The following is a 16,618-nucleotide window of genomic DNA, read 5'->3' on the forward strand; positions in this document are numbered from 1 at the left end:
GGCTGTCATCCCAGGGATGTACCCGGCTGGACACCGGGGATGATGTGGCGCCGATCCGCGTTTGCGAAGATTCTTGGGTGGGATTGGGGGCGGTGTGGCTGGTCGGCGCGCTCGTCGCAGCCTGCGCGACCGCGGTATGGCTCGGTATCGCACTCGGCCGGGCCCGGCGCGAGCACCGTCGGGCGCTGGAGGAGCGGGGCTGGCTCCTTGAACGGGAGCGGGAGAGCGCGGCCCGGACCGCGGTCGACGCCGAACGTGCCCGCATCGCCCGGGAACTGCACGACATCGTCAGCCACAACGTGAGCCTCATGATCGTGCAGGCCGCCGCCGCACGCGAGGTGCTCGCGACCATGCCCGAGGAGGCCACAGCGGCGCTGTCGGCAGTGGAAGGCGCCGGAAGGACCACGATGACCGAGCTGCGGCATCTGCTCGGTCTGCTGGCACCCCCGGCGGACGGCGCCGATGGCACGGACGGAGCCGATCTGGCACCGCAGCCCAGCCTGAGCAGGCTCAGCCCATTGATCGACCGAATCGCGTTCGCCGGCCTGCCGGCAGAGGTGCGCATCTCCGGTGAGCCCCGGCCACTGCCGTCCGGGATCGACGTCACCGCATACCGCATCGTCCAGGAGGCACTGACGAACGCGCTGAAGCACGGCGCCGGAGGCAAGGCGGAGGTGACGATCCGCTACGCCGAGCACTCACTGCGGGTGGAGGTGCTCACCACGGGCCCCAGCGTGCTGACGGGCGACCAGCCTGCCCCGCGCGCCGGAGACGGCGCCGGGCGAGGATTGCTGGGGCTGCGACAGCGCGTCGCGGTCTACGGTGGCGATCTCGACGCCCGCCGGCGGCTCGGCGGCGGATACCGGGTCCGCGCCCGCATCCCGGTGGAGCACCCGTGAAGGCCCAGCCCGCCCCTGCCAGGCCGCCCGGGCCGGCGCCCTTGCCCTCGCCGCGTGTGCTCATCGCCGACGACCAGGAGCTGATCCGCACCGGCTTCCGGCTGATCCTCACCGCCCGCGGCATCGACGTGGTCGGCGAGGCCGCTGACGGCGTCGAGGCGGTGGCGGCCGAGCGGCGGCTGCGCCCCGACGTCGTGCTCATGGACATCCGCATGCCGACGATGGACGGGCTCGAGGCAACCCGACGCATCCTGGAGTACGGCCCCCGCTGCCGGGTGCTCATGCTCACCACCTTCGACCTCGACCGCTACGTCTACGCCGCCCTGGCACTTGGCGCCAGCGGCTTCCTCCTGAAGGACGTCACCGCCGACCACCTCGCCGCCGCCGTACGCCTCGTCGACACCGGCGACGCCCTCCTCGCGCCCTCGATAACCCGGCGGCTCGTCCAGCGCTTCGCCGGCGCGGACCGATCGGCCGGCGACGGACCCACCCCCGCCATCCACCGGGATCTCGCCGCGCTGACGCCGCGCGAGCTGGAAGTGCTGACTCTCCTCGGCCGCGGTCTCTCCAACACCGAACTGGCCCAGGCGCTGACCCTGAGCGAGGCGACGGTGAAGACCCACGTGGCGCGGATCTTCGCCAAACTCGCCCTTCGCGACCGTGCGCAGGCGGTCGTCCTGGCCTACGAGACCGGCCTCGTCACGCCCGCCGACACCTGATCATGCCCCGCGCGTGTGGGACGTACGGCGTGGTCGGAAACGGTCGCTATCGGCGGGCCTGCGGGCCTCGATATCAAGGCGGCGCCCGCACCGCCAAGGACGCACAGCGTGCGCGGTGACTGCTGAGTGGCTGCCGAGCGACACGGAGCCACCGTCCTGCACTACGACGGCGACCTCGACCTGATCACCGCGATTACCGGCCAGCCCACGACCTGGGTGGTTCCGGCCGGCACCGCCGACTGACGCGGAGCAGCCACCCTACTCGGCGTCAACCGCCCCCGGTGCAGAGCGGCACGTCGGGGATGGTCTGCGAGCGTTTCACGATGTCCCACAGGAACTCGCTCTCCAGGTCGGCCTTGAACTTGGGCCGGCCGGGAAGGCGATCACCGATGAGCTTCCCCAACTCGCCGTCGATGTTGATGCCCATGCCGAAGCCGCCCTTGATGACCAGGTCGACCCGGGTGCACCGGGCCAGCGGAGCGCCGAACGCCGAGCCGTTGGTCACCCCCGCCGCGAACCGGAACTTCGCGTACGGGCCGGCGGACGCCCCGGGCACCCCGAAGCCCAGCGAGAACTTGAACTCCGGCGCGATCACGAGCCCGCTCGGGCCGAGCGTGATGCCGCTGATCGAGTCCATCATGCTCGTGATGACGCTGAACGTGGGCACCAGCGGCGTGCCCGACTGCATGCCGAGCGCTCCCACCAGCCCCCACTTGCCGGACGCGGTGAGCGTCGAGTTCTTCCCGGTCAGCGCCGTCTCGACGACCAGCTTCACCTTGCCGACCAGCACCATCGGGAGGCCGTTGACCATGATCGGTTTGTTGAAGATCTCGGCCGGCACCTCGAGTTTCACCTTGGAGTTGCTGTCGGTGCCGCCGCCGAGCCCGGCCTGGAGCTTGACCTCCAGCGACTCGAGGCCGTGCAGGGCGACGACCGGGTTGGTGACCATGGTCCCGCCGGTCAGGGCGACGTCCGTGGCCAGCCGCAGCGTCTTGAAGCCGAGGGTGATGTCGGCGCCGAACTTCAGGTGACTGCCTTCCTTGCGGTACACCGAGACGGTCAGCCCCTTGGCGTCGAGCGCCGTCGTCACACCCCAGTCGTTGAGGGCGACGTCCAGCTTCTCCTTGGCCGGCGACGGCAGCTTCTGGTCCGACCCGGCGATCTTCCCGACCGGCTGTTGTGGCACCGTCACGGCGGCGAACCGGTGCGCCGCGGCTCCCGCGCCGAGGCCCGGCTCGCGGGCGACGCCCGCGCCGCCGGCCGTGGCGAACACGGTCGTCGACTGCCGCGCGCCCCGGGCGGGCATGCTGACCGGTCGCAGGTCGGTGTCGGCCCGATCCGGGGTCGCGACGGTGCCGGGCAGGTCCGGGATCTCCTGGATGCCGATGCTGTCGGTGCCGATGTCCGCGACGTCGATCGCGGCGTCGACCTTGATCCGGCCGTCGCGGATGACCTCCTGCGGCTGCACCGGCACGAGCGTGACCGCGACATCGCCGCCGACCCGCTCCTTCGCCGCGACCCGGCCGACCGCCCGCGAGGTCAGGAACATGACCTCACCCACGTCGAGGTCGCCCAGGCCGCGCACGCCGCCGTCGATCGTCCAGACCAACCCGTCGCCGCTCACCGACCGGACGGCCGCCGCGCCGCCGTCGACCACGACCACGTCCGGCTGGTACGTGAACCCGGACGGATCCTTCGCCGGGGACTGGCCGTAGCGGGCCGTCAACTCGGGCGACTCCCCGGCGGTCGAGGTGCCGCCCGGGGTGGACGAGCAGCCGACGAGCGCCACGCAGCAGGTGACCGCGAGCGCGACGCGGGCCCTGGTGGCGCCGCGACCCGGCGCAGCCGGGAACAGTCGAAGCGTCATGCCGCGACGCTAGGCGCTGGCGCGCGCCGCGTAATCGGTCGTTTCCCTATCCTTCGAGCCCCTGATCAGCGGGGACGCTGCTCCCCCGCGTCTGTGAGCTGTCGGCGCCGGATTCTCCGGCCAGACCCACCGTCGGCACGTCGACCGGCGGAAGCTGGCGCGGCAGAGGCTGGCGCGGCTGTCCGGCCAGCTTCCGCCACAGGAACTCACACGTCAGCGCCCAGATGAAGGCGCGCTGCTCGCTGTTCGACGCCGCGCCGTGCCCGCCTTCGACGTTCTCGTAGTAGGACACGTCGTGGCCGTGCTCGCGCAGCCGGGCGGCCATCTTGCGGGCGTGCCCGGGATGCACCCGGTCGTCGCGGGTCGAGGTGATCAGCAGGACCGGCGGGTACGCCGACCCGCCACTGACGTTGTGGTACGGCGAGTATTCCCGCAGGTAGGCCCAGTCGGCCGGCTCGTCCGGGTCGCCGTACTCGGCCATCCACGAGGCGCCGGCCAGCAGCCGGTGGTACCGCCGCATGTCCAGCACCGGCACGCTCGCGGCGACCGCGCCGAAGAGCGACGGATAGCGGGTCAGCATCACCCCCATGAGCAGCCCGCCGTTGCTGCCGCCCTCGATGCCGAGCTGCGCCGGCGTGGTGATCCCGCGTGTCACCAGCTCGGCCGCCACCGCCGCGAAGTCCTCGTACGCCCGGAGTCGGTTCTCCCGCAGCGCAGCCCGGTGCCACCGCGGGCCGTACTCCCCGCCGCCCCGGATGTTCGCCACCACGTAGGTGCCGCCCCGGGCCAGCCATCCCCGGCCGATGATTCCGCTGTAGTGCGGGGTCTGGGAGATCTCATACCCGCCGTACCCGGTGAGCAGCGTCGGCCCGGCGGGTGCCTGCGGATCCCCCACCACGAAGTACGGCACCCGCGTGCCGTCGGCCGAGGTGGCGAAGAACTGGCGCACCGTCAGGCCCTCCGCGTCGAAGAACGCCGGCTCCCGCTTGAGGGTCTCGACCGGGCCGCCGACGTGGCCGAGCCGAAGCGTCGCCGGCCGGAGGAACCCCTCGGAGGCGAGCAGGTAGGCGTCGCTGTGGTCCGGGTCGGTCCGCACGATCCCGCTGTGGTCGAACTCCGGCACCCCCGCGAGCGGCTCCCGCCGCCACCCCGTCCCGTCCGGCGTCAGCACCTCCAGCCGGCTCCGCACGTCGGTGAGGGTGGCCAGGATCAGGTGGTTGCGCGTCCAGGAGTGGTCGCTCAGCGCCGTGCGGTCGTCCGGTCGGAAGAGCACCGCCAGCTCGCGCTCCCCGGCGAGGAAATCGTCGAACCGGGTCACCAGCAGGGCGCCCGCGGGATGGGTCGTCCCGCCGACCGCCCACGGCGAGCGCAGCCGGATCAGCAGCCACTCCCGGCGTACGTCCCACTGGGCGTCCTCCGGCACAGGGATCCGGATCCGCTCGCCGGCCGCCGTCAGCAGGTAGTTCTCGGTGCGGTAGAAGTCCAGGCTGCGGCCCACGAAGTCGCGCTCGAAACCGGGCGTCGGGTCGTGCGAGGCGTACACGGCGACGTCGTCCGTGGAACCCTCGTAGACGACATCGGCCTCGCTCAGCGGCGTGCCCCGCCGCCACCGTCGGACGGTGCGTGGGTGGCCGGAGGCGGTCAGCGAACCGGGCCCGAAGTCGGTGCCGACGTAGACGTGGTCCGCGTCGATCCAGCAGACGTCGCTCTTGGCCTCGGGCAGCGTGAAGCCGTCCTCGACGAAGGCACGGCGGGCCAGGTCGAACTCGCGCACCACGACCGCGTCCGCGCCGCCGCGGGACAGGCTGACCAGACAGCGCCGGTAGCCGGGCCGCAGAACCGTCACCCCGCTCCAGACCCAGTTCTCGCCCTCCTCGGCGGCCAACGCGTCGACGTCGAGCAGCACATCCCACTCCGGCTCGGGCCGGCGGTACTCGTCGAGCGTGGTCCGCCGCCACACCCCGCGCGGGTGCGCCGCGTCGGTCCAGAAGCCGTAGTAGAAGCCGTCCCCACGCCACCCGGGATAGGGAATGCGGTCCTCGGCGTCGAGCACCTGCCGTAATTCGGCCCGCAGCGCGGCGAACGCCTCGCCGCCGGTCAACGCGGCGACGGTCTCCGCGTTGCGGTCCCGCACCCACCGGACCGCGTCCGCCCCACCAAGATCTTCCAGCCAGAGGTACGGATCGTCGCTCTCAAGGGTCAGGCCCGCCACCCTCGCAACTATCCCGACGAGCGACCCTCATCCATGCCCAGATGTCGGCATGGCGACTCAAGCCATCCAGGGGTGTGACGTGGGGCCTTCCGCCCCTGTCCCCGGACCGGCGTCGACATCGAGGATCTTCGTCCCATGGGGGCACCGGCCCCTTCGGTGCTCAGCACCGGCCCGTCGGCGGCGGCGGGCGACCCGGGGAAGCCGGGGCACCCGCCCAAGGCCACCAGAGCGGTCAGAGTTCCTGCACCCAGTACCCGGTGACGTCCATCCAGCCGTTGCCCGGCCGCGCCGTACTTTTCAACGCATGGAAGCCCTTTTCGGGGGTAGTCCCGAGGCATGAGGGCGAGTTTCCGGCTCGGCCGGATCGCGGGCGTGCCGGTCGGGGTCAACTGGAGCGTCCTGGTCATCTTCGTGCTGATCGCCTGGGCGCTGTCGGCCAACCAGTTCCCCCGGGCCTACCCGGACCGGCCCGTGGCCGCGTACGTCCTCGCGGGGCTCGCCGCGGCGGTCGTCTTCTTCCTCGGCCTGCTCGCCCACGAGGTCTCCCACGCGATCGTCGCCAAGCGCAACGGGCTGGAGGTCGGCAGCATCACGCTGTGGCTCTTCGGCGGGGTGGCCGAGCTGCGCGGCGAGGCGCCCAACCCGGGCGCGGAGCTGCGCATCTCCGGCGTCGGCCCGCTGGTGAGCCTTCTGATCGGGTTCTTCTTCGGCGCGATCGCGGTGGTGCTCTCCCTGGCCGGGGTCGACGGGCTGCCGCTCGGCGCGCTGGCGTGGCTGGCCGGCATCAACGTGCTGCTGGCGGTCTTCAACGTGCTCCCCGCCGCCCCGCTGGACGGCGGGCGGCTGCTGCGCGCGGCGGTCTGGAAGGCGACCGGCGACCGGACGAAGGCGTCGGTCGTCGCCGCCCGGGCCGGCTGGGTGCTCGGCGCGCTGCTGATCGGCCTGGGGCTGTGGCAGTTCCTGGCCGGGGTCGGCTTCGGCGGGCTGTGGCTGGCCCTGATCGGCTGGTTCCTGATCGGCGCCGCCGGCATGGAGGAGCGGCAGGCCCGGATGGGCAGCGCGCTGCGGGGGATACACGTGGCCGACGTGATGACGCCGCAGCCGCAGACCGCGTCGGGGCAGATGACCGTGGCCGACTTCGTCGACCACTACCTCTTCGCGTACCGGCACACGGCGCTACCGCTGACCGAGGACGACCGGCCCGTCGGCCTGGTCACCCTCGACCGGGTCCGCGGCATCCCGGCGGACCGCCGGGCCGCCACCACGCTGGCCGAGGTGGCCTGCCGCGCCGACGAACTGGTGCTGGCGCGGCCGGAGGAGCCGCTCAACGACCTGCTGCCCCGGCTCAGCGAGTGCGCCGACGGGCGGGCGCTGGTGGTGACCGACGGACGGCTGGTCGGGATCGTCTCGCCGAGCGACATCAGCCGTGCGGTGCAGCGCGGCAGCCTGCGCGAGCAGATGGCCGGCCGACGCGGCGGCTGACCGGAGGAGGCGCCGGCCCGCATCTGAGGCCTGACCGAGGGCGTCGACGCCTGACCAACGGTGTCCGGGGCCGGTACCGACGGCGTCGGGGACGCTAGTCCCGGGGGAGGTAGCGGTCCAGCAGGTCGGTGCGGAACGTGCCGGCCGGGTCGAGCCGGCGCACCAGGTCGAGGAAGTCGGCGTACCGGGGCCAGGCCGCGGCGACCGCCGCCGGGGCGAGCCCGAAGACCTTGCCCCAGTGCGGGCGCGGCGCGAACGGCGCAAGCAGCTGCTCCACCGCCGTCACCACCGGCAACACCGCCGCCGGGTCGGCGATCCAGGTGAAGTGCACGGCGAGGCTGTCCCGCCCGTGGTTCGGGCTGAGCCAGAGCCCGTCGGCCGCCACCGCCCGCAGCTCGCAGACCTGGAGCACCGGCGCGATCAGGTGCGCGACCGGCGCCAACGCGGCCAGCACGGCCGCCCCCGCGCCGCGCGTTACGTGGTACTCCGACTGGAGTTCGTCGCCGCTGCTCGGGGTGAACCCGAGCTGGAAGTGCGGCAGCCGCTCGTGCCACGGCCCGGGCACGCCGAGCTGCGGGGTGCAGTGCTCCGCCGGCATGCCGGGCACCGGATGTCGCGGCGCGTCGGCCGCCGTCGTGCCCAGCCAGTCCGCCGGGGGTGGGGCCGCGTCCGCGCGCTGCTTCAGCCACACCTCCCGCAGCCGCGGCCCCCGGAGGTCGGTGAAGACGCTGACGCTGTACGCCGAGGCGAACGCCGCGTCCAGCGCTTCGGGGGGCAGGCCGAGGCGGACATACTGGCGCAGGTCGTACGCGGGCACCATGTCGAGGGTGAGCCGGGTGACCACGCCCAGCGCGCCGAGCGAGACGACCATCCCGGCGAACGTGTCCCCGTCCGCCGCCCGGTCGACGGTCAGCAGGTCGCCGTCGGCCGTCACCAGCTCCAGCCCGGCGACGGACGTGGCCAGGTTGCCGACCGTCTCGCCCGAGCCGTGGGTGCCGGTGGCCACCGCCCCGCCCACCGAGATGTGCGGCAGGGAGGCGAGGTTGGCCAGGGCGTACCCCCGCTCGTGCAGCCGGGCGGCAAGGTCCCCGTACCGCATGGCGGCCGGCACGGTGACGGTCTGGCGGTCCGGGTCCAGCGCGACGGTCGCGGGCATCCCGGCCAGCGAGACCAGGTCACCGGCGGTGTCCCCCAGCCGGTTGAAGGAGTGCCCGGTGCCGACCGCCCGGACGCGGTCGCTGCCCGCCACCAGCCGGCGCAGCTCGTCGAGCGACGACGGCCGGTGGCGCCGGCGGGCGGCGTAGCGGACGTTGCCCGCCCAGTTGGCGCCCGGCACCGCCCGGCCGGTCGCGTCGCCGGTCGTGCCGCCGGGCGGGGCGGCGTCGCCCCGGGGGCGCGGCGGGCCGTCCGTCCGGGCCGCCCCGGCGCCGTCGAGTTCCACGTCGATCTCCCTGCCCGTGGCCGTGGTCGTCGGGGTGCGTCGCCCGTGGACGGGTGCCCGTCGGTCGGCGACGGTTACCACCGCCGTCGTCGGGGAACCCTACGCCGATGAGCAGCTACCGCGACCCCGCCCCGCGGGGCGACGTGTCCCCCTCGCCTGAGGAGGTCGACCCGACCGGTACCGGGCCGGCCCCGTCGAGCGCGCCGCCGGCCGGGGCACACCCGGTGGGCACGACGCCCGGGCCCCGACCGACGCCCGCGCCCCCGCCCGCGCCGCACCCGGTGCCCCATCCAGGGCCGGCGCCCCGGGCCGGGCAGCCGGCCGCGCGGGCCTGACGGCCGCCGGACCGAGGCCGGTCCGAAGCCGCACGGCCCCGTATCGCCTGGACGGCTACCCGGACCGCCGGACGGCTAGCCGGATCGCCGCGCGGCTCAGAGCTGGGGCATCACCTCGGCCGCGACCAGCTCCAGGTGATCCAGGTCGGCCAGGTTGAGCACCTGGAGGTAGAGCCGCTCGCTGCCGGTCTCCGCGTACCGGCCGATCTTGTCGACGACCTCGGCGGGGGTGCCGGCCAGGCCGTTGGCGCGCAGCTCGTCGGGCTCCCGGCCGATGGCGGCGGCCCGCCGGGCCACCTCGGCGTCGTCCCGGCCGCAGCAGAGCACCAGCGCGTTGGACCAGCACAGCTCGGCCGGGTCCCGGCCGGCCTCCGCGCAGGCGTCCCGGACCCGCCCGAACTGGGCGGCCGAGTCCTCGACCGAGGCGAACGGCAGGTTGAACTCGTCGGCGTAGCGGGCGGCCAGGCGGGGCGTCCGCTTCGGGCCCATGCCGCCGAGCAGGATCGGCGGGCGCGGGTCCTGCACCGGCTTCGGCAGGGCCGGCGAGTCGCTGACCGGGTAGTACGTCCCGGCGAAGTCGAACGTCTTGCCCGGCGGCGTCGCCCAGAGCCCGGTGATGACGGCGAGCTGCTCCTCCAGCCGGTCGAAGCGCTCCCCGAGCGACGGGAAGGGGATCCCGTACGCGGTGTGCTCCTCGGCGTACCAGCCGGTGCCGATGCCCAGCTCGACCCGGCCGCCGCTCATCTGGTCGACCTGCGCCACCGTGATGGCCAGCGGGCCGGGCAGCCGGAAGGTGGCGGCGGTCATCAGCGTGCCCAGCCGGATCCGCCGGGTGTCCCGGGCCAGTCCGGCGAGGGTGGTCCACGCGTCCGTCGGGCCGGGGTCGCCGCTCACCGAGCCCATCTTCAGGTAGTGGTCGGAGCGGAAGAAGGCGCCGTAGCCGGCGTCCTCCGCGCAGCGGGCCACGGCGAGCAGGTCGTCGTAGATCGCGCCCTGCTGGGGTTCGGTGAAGATCCGCAGTTCCATGGCCCGAGCATAGGGAGCCCGCCCGGCCCCCGCCGGAGCTCGCCCCGGTGGCCGCCGCGGGCTGGCACCTCTGCCTCGACGTCGCCGCGCACCTGCTCGACGGCGACCCGGTCGGCCGGTCCGGGGCGCGGAGGCGATGGAGTTCGGCTGGCCGGCCCTGCGCGACGCGTACGCCGCCCGCCTCGACGGGGCTCAGAGCTGACCGAGGCCGGCCTGCCGGGCGCGCTGGATCGCCTGGCCCCGGTCGGCGACCTGGAGCTTCGTGAGCACGTTGGACAGGTGGTTGCGGACGGTCTTCGGGCTGAGCGTCAACCGCCGTGCGATCACCACGTTGCTCAGGCCCTGGGCGACGAGGTCGAGCACCTCGCGCTCCCGGTCGGTCAGCTCGGGGAACGGCACCGGGCCGGCCGCCCGGGCGCCGGCCAGGAAGCCCACCGCCCGGGCGGCGACCGCCGGGCCGAGCAGCACCTCGCCGTTGGCCACCGCCCGGACCGCCCGTTCCACCTCCCCCGGCGCGGCCCCCTTGAGCAGGTAGCCGCGGGCGCCGGCGCGCAGCGCCGCGAAGACGGAGTCGTCGTCGTCCAGCATGGTGACCACGAGCACCCCGATTCCGGGGTGCCGCCCGACGATCTCCCGGGTCGCCTCCACCCCGGACCGGCCGCCCAGATGCAGGTCCATGACCATGACGTCCGGGCGCAGGGTGTCGGCCACCCGCAGGGCCTCGTCGGCGTCTGCGGCCTCGCCGACCACCCGCAGGCCGGCGGTGCTCGCGAGCAGCGCGGTCATGCCGAGGCGGAAGACCGGATGGTCGTCCACCACCGCGACCCGGATCACCCCGCCGTCCGTCCCGGTCACCGCGCCACCGCCCGTCCCGGTCACCGGGCCACCCCCACCGTCCGGCCCACAGCCAGGCCACCCCCACCATCGGTCCCGGTCACGACGCCGCCCCGACCGTCCGGCCCACAGCCAGGTCGACGACCGTCCGGTCGCCGGGGCCCGGCGACGCCGCGCCGTCGGGCGTCGACACCACCGACGCTCGGCCTGGGTGCGACGGTGTCGTCGCTGGTCCTGCCTCGCGCGACGACACCGCGACGTGCGATGGGCTCGTCGGGCTCGTGCCGGCGGTGCCCGCGCCCTCCAGCGGCCGCGGCGCGCGGTCCGGGGGCCGCTCCGCCGGGGCGCGGGTGGGCACGGCGCACCGGTCGGCGGGCACCCGGACGGTGACCAGGGTGCCCCCGGCCGGCCCTGGGCCGACCGCGCACGTCCCGCCCACCCCCTCGGCCCGCTCGCGCATCGACAGCATGCCGACGCCGGGCGGTGCCCCCGGCGGGATCCCGGCCCCGTCGTCGGCGACGGTGAGCGTGAGGCCCGCCTCGTCCACGGTCAGCGCGATGCGGCAGGTCCGGGCGGCGGCGTGCCGGTGCGCGTTGCGCAGCGCCTCGGCCACGATGCCGTACACGGCGGTGGCCACCGGCTCGGGCAGCGGCAGCGGGTCCGCGTCGACCTCGACCAGGAGCGGCGCGCCGTCGTACCGCCGGGCCAGCTCGTGCACGGCCGGCACCAGGCCCCGCTCGCCGAGCACCGGCGGCAGCAGACCCCGGGCGAGGTCGCGGACCTGCTCGACGCTCTGGTCCATCTCGTCGCGCAGCCGGTCCAGCAGCCGGCCGGCCGCGTCCGGGTCGACGGCGAGCAGGTTCCGGGCGGCCTGCACGCCGAGCGCCACCCCGGCCAGCGCCGGCCCGAGGCCGTCGTGCAGGTCCCGGCGCAGCTTGCGCCGCTCGGAGTCGCGGGCCTCGGCCAGCCGGGCCCGGGACGCGGCCAGCGCGCCGCTGGTCGCGGCGAGGCTCGCCGCGGAGGAGACCAGCGGCACCAGGTCGAGCAGCGCGGCCCGGGTGCGCCCGTCCAGCCGCTCCCCCGCCCGGGCCCACGCGGTGAGCCGGCCCACCTCGCGCTCCCCCCGGCGCAGCGGCAGCACCAGCGGCGCGCCGGGCGGCCCGGCCGACTCGGCCCGCGCGGAGCAGCCCTCGGGCCCGTCCACCTCGATGGCGCAGGCGCCGAGGCGCAACAGGTCGGTCAGGCTGCGCGCCACCTCGGTGAGCACGTCGGCCGCGTCCCCGGTCGCGCTGATGCGGTGCCCGACGCGGCGCACCACGCGCAGCGGCTCGGCCGCCGCGCCGTGGATCAGCCTGTCCACCCGGCGCTGCACCCGGATCCGGCCCGGCTGCACGCCGATTGCGACCAGCGCCGTGACGAGCGCCCCGGGCACCGCCGGGGTGGCCGGCAGCAGCGCGTCCAGCACCGACACCCCCAGCACGTACGCGGCGACCAGCAGGAACGTCATGAGGAACCAGACCAGGGTGCGGCGGACGGCGATCTCGATGCCCCACAGCCGCTGCCGGAGCACCACCGCCAGCACGGCGGCCGGGAAGAACGCCTGCGAGGCGAGCATCGCGACGGGGGCCGCCTCGTCGGGCACCGGCCGGGCCCAGCCCTCGGGGAGGGCCACCGGCGCGAAGCTCAGGGCGAGCAGCAGCGTGCCGACGGCCAGCCAGCCCAGCCCCACGCGCTCGGCGGGCGCGCCCCGGCGACGGCGGGTGGCGACCCCGGCGGCGGTGAGCAGCCCGAGCGCGGGGACGGCCACCAGCAGGGCCGGCTGCACCCGCTCGATGAACTCCGCCCACCCGGCGCTGGCGATCGGCAGCGGCGCGCCCGACCCGCCCGCGTCCGGGCCGGGCCAGGTGATTTGGAACGACACGTAGCCGGCGACGACCACGGCGCCGGCCAGTACCGCCGCCCGGGCCGGCCGCGGCAGCCGCCCCTCCCGGACCAGCCAGGGCAGCACCACGATCAGCGAGAGCATCCCCGGTGCCCAGGCCCAGTGCCGGGCCGAGGTGAGCAGCACCGGGTCGGGCAGCCCGGGGTGCACCCCGAGCAGGTCGACGTACTGGGCGCTGAGCGCGGCGAACCCGCCGCCGAGCCCGGTGGCGGCGAGCAGCCAGGCGACCGGGTGGCCCCGGCGCAGCAGGATCAGCCAGGCCACCACGCCGTAGACGGCGCAGTCGGTGAAGTCGACCAGGAAGTAGAGCTGGGACAGCCCCCAGGGCCGGCGGGCGAGCACCCAGCAGACGGCGGTGGCGACGAAGAGCAGCGCACAGCCGACGAGGACGAGCCAGGCGGCGACCGGGTGCCGGCGGTCGCCGTGGGTCACCGCGGGCGGGGGCTGCTGGACCGACATGCCGAGAATCCTGGCAGTCGCGGGGCCGGTTGGTGATCCCCCGACGTTCCAGTGCGAATGTCGGTCCGGCGACAGTCGCCTGGAGTGCGGGCCGGTTCGCCCCGGCCGGATGGACGTCGCGCGGCGCGGGATGTCCCGGGCATCCGGTGCCGGTGTCCCTGGCCCCCGGGTCGCCGACGGGTCCACCGTGGTGGGTGAGCCACGACGCGAGGAGGAAGCCATGGAGGAGCGGCACCGGGACCGGCTGGTCGGGGCGGTGGACGAGCTGGTCCCGGAGGTGTCCCGGCGGGCCGGGGAGATCGAGGCGGCACGGGCGCTCCCCGCCGACCTGCTCGACGCGCTCCGGGCTGCCGGCTGCTTCCGGATGTTCGTCCCCCGCAACCACGGCGGGTACGAGGCTGACCTGCGCACCGGGCTGCGGGTGCTGGAGACGCTGGCGCGGGCGGACGGCTCGACGGGGTGGACGGTGATGATCGGCGCGGAGACGCCACACCTGCTGGCGATGCTGCCGCGCGACCGGTTCGACAAGCTCTACGCCGACGGGCCGGACGTGGTCGTCGCGGGCGGCTTCGCCCCGCAGGGGCGGGCCGAGCTGGCCGACGGCGGCTTCCAGGTCACCGGCCGGTGGGCGTACGCGAGCGGTGCGCGGCACGCCGACTGGATCTTCGGCAACTGCGTGCTGACCGGGGACGGCGAGCCGCTGCCCGGGCCGGCGGGGGCGCCGCCGGAGGTGCGTTCGATGCTCTTCCCGGCCTCCCGGTTCACGGTGCACGACACGTGGCACGCGCTGGGCCTGCGCGGCACCGGCAGCCACGACGTCGAGGTGGCCTCCGCGTTCTGCCCGGCGGAGGAGAGCTTCGACCTGTTCACCGGCGCGCCCTGTGTGCCGGGGCCGGGCTTCGTGGCCCCCCTGGTCCACTTCGTCCTGCACCTCGGCGCGGTGGCGGTCGGCATCGCGCAGGGCGCGCTGGACGACATGGTCGCGCTGCTCGACGGCGGCCGGCAGCGCCTCTACGCCCGGCAGTCGCTGGCCGACTCGCCCGCCTTCCGCCTCCAGCTCGGCCGCGCCGACCTCGACGTGCGGGCGGCACGGGCGTTGCTGCGGGACCTCGCCGACGACCTCTGGGCGGCGTGCGCCACGGACCCGGCGGCGATCCCCGGGCTGCACCCCCGGATCTCCGCCGCCCTGCCGTGGGTGACCGAGCGGGCCGCCGCCGCGGTCGACACCTGCTACCGGGCGGCCGGCGGCGGGGCGGCCCGGGACTCGTCCCCGCTCCAGCGGCGGTTCCGGGACATCCACACCTTCAGCCAGCACGCGGCAGCGGCCGAGGGCTGGCTCGGCAACAACGGCGCCCGGGTGCTCGGCCGGCCGGTGGAGCTGGCCTACTGACGCCGAGGGCGGGGACGGCCGTGTCGCCCGAACGCCCCACCTTCATCCCCCGGCGAGGCGCGACCGAACGCCCCGGACGCCCCCCGAGCGTTCCGGGACACCGCGCGGGGACCCGGACGCCGCGCGCCGAACCCGCCGCGCGGCGGATCGGCAGCGCCGTCCCGGCCGGCGACGACGCGCACCGCACAGTTCCACGTCGACCGCAGTCGTCTGGCCGACGGAACGGCGGTCGGGTAGCGGACAGGACGCCGGCCACCTCGGCGTCGCACTGTTGTAGCAGGTGAGAGGCGTAAGGATGGCGGGCCACATCCCATTCCTCGGGTCCGGCGGGGACAGCACCGTCCCCGCCGACGCCGCCACCACCGAGCCCGGCCCCGCGACGGCCCCGGCGTAACGCAGCGCCGACCGGCCCGCACACCGCGAGGCCGCGCTCCGGCAGCCACCGTCCCGGGCGCCAGGGCCGGTGCGGCCTCACCGACACCGACGTCACCACTCCGGCGGCCGTCGGGCCGCGCGCGGCGACCCCGAGCCGAGCGCGGTCGGCGAGTCGTACCCCGGACCGGTCCCCGGCCGCGTCGTCGCCTGCCCGGCGGCCGGCCGTCGCCCGACCCCGATCCCCCGCAGCCGGACCGGCCGTGACCACGCGCCGGAGCCGGCCCGGCGACCGAGCACGAGAGGAGCCGGCAATGGCCGCTCCCACCGCGACCGCATCCCTGAACGCCTCGACCTACTCGCCCGGCGACCAGATGACCCTGACGGTCACCTACGGCGACGCCGACACGAAGCCGGTGACCGTCACGATCGTGGTCACCGACGCGCAGGGCAACAGCAGCGCCCCGGTCAAGGTCACCGCCGTCATCGACCCGCTCACCGTCACCGTCACCGACGACTCCGGCCGCACCTGGACCCGGCTGTCGGACAACGGCTCGGTGGCCGTCTACCGGGCGGTGGCGTGATGCCCCGGGTCACCGTCACGGTGCGCGACAACGGCGGGCGCACCGCCACCGCCACCGCCGACTACACGATCGCCGCGCCGGTGCTGGGCGGCTACTACCTCTCCGGCGGCGCCGACCCGACGGCCGACATGGCCGGCGGGAACTTCCGCTCACTGACCCAGTACCGCAGCCTCGCCGACGGCTACACCTTCCCCGGCTACCAGCGACCGTGGCTGATCACGCTGGGCAAAGCCGGCGTGCGGATGAACATGGTGCTGGAGCTGAAGCACTACGGCGCGCCCAACTTCGGGCCGCAGTCCTTCACCGTGGACGGCGTCACCTACACCGTCCCGGCGCCCGCGATGACCATCCAGCAGCGGCCCGGCACGACCTGGCCCCGGGCGTACGGCTACAGCCAGGTCCTCGCCGGGCACTGCGACGGCCTGCTCGCCCGTGCCCTGTCCCAGTACCGGACCATGGGGTTCGGGGTGAACATCCAGCTCGCCTCCGAACTGGACACCGACCACGAGTTCGGCACCACCGAGGCGGGTGTCAGCTACACCTGGGCCCAGTCGGACGCCCGGGCGGTGCAGGCGATGACGTACATCGTGGACTGGTTCAGGGCGCGGCAGCTTCCCGCCGGCACCACCTTCTCGGTAGGGGTGGGCGGCTTCGACCGGGGCTGCTACCAACGCACCCACCCCGAGGCGCTGATGGCGGAACTCGACTTCCTCCAGTGGAACGCCTACGCCACCAGCCCCACGCACACGGCGCTGGCCCGGTTCCGCCGGGCGAAGGACTGGGCGGTGGCCGACCTCGGCCCGGTCGCGCTCTCCCGGCCGGTGATCATCGCCGAGTGGGGCGTACGGGTGGCGGAAATCCCGGACCAGGCGGCCTGGATCGCCACCGTGCCGGCCGCGATCGCCCAGCTCAACGCCGAGCGGGGGCCCCGGATCGTGTGCACCAACTACTTCAACTCCGGCTGGGGCACGCTGTCGCCGAAGCCGGCGGGGCTGGCCGCGCTGCGGGCCGCGTACGCCACCCGGCCGTACGTCTGACCGGCCCGGCGGCGTCGGG

12 protein-coding genes are annotated in these 16,618 nt (G+C 75.0%); 6 read left to right on the forward strand and 6 right to left on the reverse strand.

The annotated features are described in order from the left end of the window. Nucleotides 1-83: 83 nt before the first annotated feature. Both ACGFZ2_RS30380 and ACGFZ2_RS30385 read left to right on the forward strand, forming a co-directional pair. Nucleotides 84-899, forward strand: coding sequence for a sensor histidine kinase (locus ACGFZ2_RS30380; RefSeq protein WP_393459613.1), 816 nt, complete (start codon nt 84-86; stop codon nt 897-899). A 41-nt stretch (nt 900-940) separates the two neighbouring features. Next, nucleotides 941-1,618: a response regulator gene (locus tag ACGFZ2_RS30385; protein WP_393263195.1), complete on the forward strand. Its 678-nt coding sequence runs from the start codon at nt 941-943 to the stop codon at nt 1,616-1,618. A gap of 268 nt (nt 1,619-1,886) precedes the next feature. On the opposite strand, the gene ACGFZ2_RS30390 is transcribed toward ACGFZ2_RS30385, so the two are convergent. Both ACGFZ2_RS30390 and ACGFZ2_RS30395 read right to left on the reverse strand, forming a co-directional pair. After that, nucleotides 1,887-3,485 (reverse strand): hypothetical protein, encoded by a 1,599-nt coding sequence (locus ACGFZ2_RS30390; protein ID WP_393459483.1) that lies wholly within the window; start codon nt 3,483-3,485, stop codon nt 1,887-1,889. A gap of 46 nt (nt 3,486-3,531) precedes the next feature. Beyond that, on the reverse strand, nt 3,532-5,697 hold the full coding sequence (locus ACGFZ2_RS30395; RefSeq protein WP_393459486.1) for a prolyl oligopeptidase family protein: 2,166 nt from the start codon (nt 5,695-5,697) through the stop codon (nt 3,532-3,534). A 336-nt stretch (nt 5,698-6,033) separates the two neighbouring features. On the opposite strand from ACGFZ2_RS30395, the gene ACGFZ2_RS30400 reads away from it, so the two are divergent. Next, on the forward strand, nt 6,034-7,179 hold the full coding sequence (locus tag ACGFZ2_RS30400; protein WP_393459489.1) for a site-2 protease family protein: 1,146 nt from the start codon (nt 6,034-6,036) through the stop codon (nt 7,177-7,179). A gap of 94 nt (nt 7,180-7,273) precedes the next feature. Here ACGFZ2_RS30400 and ACGFZ2_RS30405 read toward each other — a convergent pair whose 3' ends face one another. From ACGFZ2_RS30405 to ACGFZ2_RS30420, 4 genes are all read right to left on the reverse strand, one after another. Beyond that, on the reverse strand, nt 7,274-8,515 hold the full coding sequence (locus tag ACGFZ2_RS30405; RefSeq protein ID WP_393459616.1) for an FAD-binding protein: 1,242 nt from the start codon (nt 8,513-8,515) through the stop codon (nt 7,274-7,276). Between the two features lie 536 nt (nt 8,516-9,051). Further along, nucleotides 9,052-9,981, reverse strand: a complete 930-nt coding sequence (locus ACGFZ2_RS30410) for an LLM class F420-dependent oxidoreductase (protein ID WP_393459492.1) — start codon at nt 9,979-9,981, stop codon at nt 9,052-9,054. 192 nt (nt 9,982-10,173) lie between these two features. Beyond that, entirely contained in the window at nt 10,174-10,860 is a 687-nt protein-coding gene (locus tag ACGFZ2_RS30415) for a response regulator (protein ID WP_393263206.1), read from the reverse strand. 55 nt (nt 10,861-10,915) lie between these two features. Further along, nucleotides 10,916-13,216 (reverse strand): sensor histidine kinase, encoded by a 2,301-nt coding sequence (locus ACGFZ2_RS30420; protein WP_393459495.1) that lies wholly within the window; start codon nt 13,214-13,216, stop codon nt 10,916-10,918. Between the two features lie 220 nt (nt 13,217-13,436). On the opposite strand from ACGFZ2_RS30420, the gene ACGFZ2_RS30425 reads away from it, so the two are divergent. The 3 genes from ACGFZ2_RS30425 to ACGFZ2_RS30435 all read left to right on the forward strand — a co-directional run bounded on the left by ACGFZ2_RS30425 (nt 13,437) and on the right by ACGFZ2_RS30435 (nt 16,599). After that, nucleotides 13,437-14,606, forward strand: a complete 1,170-nt coding sequence (locus ACGFZ2_RS30425; RefSeq protein WP_393459498.1) for an acyl-CoA dehydrogenase family protein — start codon at nt 13,437-13,439, stop codon at nt 14,604-14,606. Nucleotides 14,607-15,292: 686 nt separating this feature from the next. Continuing rightward, a complete protein-coding gene (locus ACGFZ2_RS30430; RefSeq protein ID WP_350686327.1) occupies nt 15,293-15,562 on the forward strand; it encodes a hypothetical protein in 270 nt (89 codons plus the stop codon). Continuing rightward, entirely contained in the window at nt 15,562-16,599 is a 1,038-nt protein-coding gene (locus tag ACGFZ2_RS30435; protein ID WP_393459501.1) for a hypothetical protein, read from the forward strand. The genes ACGFZ2_RS30430 and ACGFZ2_RS30435 overlap by 1 nt, the downstream gene beginning before the upstream one ends. The last annotated feature ends 19 nt before the right edge of the window (nt 16,600-16,618 follow it).

Origin of the sequence: Micromonospora sp. NPDC048063, assembly GCF_043202855.1 — a bacterium.
Lineage (GTDB): Bacteria > Actinomycetota > Actinomycetes > Mycobacteriales > Micromonosporaceae > Micromonospora.

Excerpts from the sequence above, each read along its gene's own strand:
- ACGFZ2_RS30390 (WP_393459483.1), bottom strand. The coding sequence starts at position 3,485 with ATGACGCTTCGACTGTTCCCGGCTGCGCCGGGTCGCGGCGCCACCAGG.
- ACGFZ2_RS30400 (WP_393459489.1), top strand. The coding sequence starts at position 6,034 with ATGAGGGCGAGTTTCCGGCTCGGCCGGATCGCGGGCGTGCCGGTCGGG.
- ACGFZ2_RS30410 (WP_393459492.1), bottom strand. The coding sequence starts at position 9,981 with ATGGAACTGCGGATCTTCACCGAACCCCAGCAGGGCGCGATCTACGAC.
- ACGFZ2_RS30420 (WP_393459495.1), bottom strand. The coding sequence starts at position 13,216 with ATGTCGGTCCAGCAGCCCCCGCCCGCGGTGACCCACGGCGACCGCCGG.
- ACGFZ2_RS30425 (WP_393459498.1), top strand. The coding sequence starts at position 13,437 with ATGGAGGAGCGGCACCGGGACCGGCTGGTCGGGGCGGTGGACGAGCTG.
- ACGFZ2_RS30430 (WP_350686327.1), top strand. The coding sequence starts at position 15,293 with ATGGCCGCTCCCACCGCGACCGCATCCCTGAACGCCTCGACCTACTCG.
- ACGFZ2_RS30435 (WP_393459501.1), top strand. The coding sequence starts at position 15,562 with ATGCCCCGGGTCACCGTCACGGTGCGCGACAACGGCGGGCGCACCGCC.